At 67.3% G+C, this 621-nt stretch carries 1 protein-coding gene; it reads right to left on the bottom strand.

Annotated elements, in window-relative coordinates; all coding sequences use genetic code 11:
• Positions 1–118: 118 nt before the first annotated feature.
• The coding region (locus tag ACBR42_RS17190) for a phosphoadenosine phosphosulfate reductase family protein (RefSeq protein ID WP_371208850.1) at positions 119–621 on the bottom strand (503 nt) is incomplete at its 5' end.

Genomic DNA, 621 nt, shown 5'->3' with positions numbered 1-621 from the left:
CAGTCAGGGCGAGGACACGAACCGACCAGCCCCTTGCGCCTGGCCCGCCGGTCTGGTGCGTCCTTTTTTCTCGTATTCCTGTTCTGCTTTTTTCTGCTTTCCGCAGCCACGCCCCGGGCTAACCCGGTCCCGCGCTCTCGCCGAAAGCCCCTGCGGGCAGGCGCCAGTGATCTGTCAGCACGGGGCCTGCCCGGTCGGGCGACAGCGCCTGCCGGACCAGGTCGGGCTGTTGCAGGGCAGCGGAAAACGGGCGCCCCCGATCGGCAAGGGTATTCTGGTCGATGTCGCGCCGTATCGTGCAGCCGAAGGCACGTTCATATGCGGCGAAGCGCGCGAAGCGGTCGGGGGCGATGAGGCGGAAGGTCGCGGCCTGGTCTGCCGACATGAAAATACAGCCAAGGCAGGACAGCCGGCCGAAGCCGATCCGGTATGGCAGGGCTGGCACGATGCGGTGCCGCCTGAGGCAGTCCCATACCATTGCTTCCGACCATCCATGAACCGGACGCCAGTGATCGACGAGACGGGGACGGCGCAGGCTGGCGCGGGTATCGGTACGATGCGGCTCGAATACCGCGTAGCGGGCGCGCCCGGGGCTTTCTTCCGCGCGCTCCCCGGTGATGA

Origin of the sequence: Komagataeibacter sp. SM21 (assembly GCF_041402665.1) — a bacterium.
GTDB classification, from domain to species: Bacteria; Pseudomonadota; Alphaproteobacteria; order Acetobacterales; family Acetobacteraceae; genus Komagataeibacter; species Komagataeibacter saccharivorans.
Note: the sequence above shows the minus strand (reverse complement) of the source record. Positions and strands in the feature narration are given on the sequence as shown.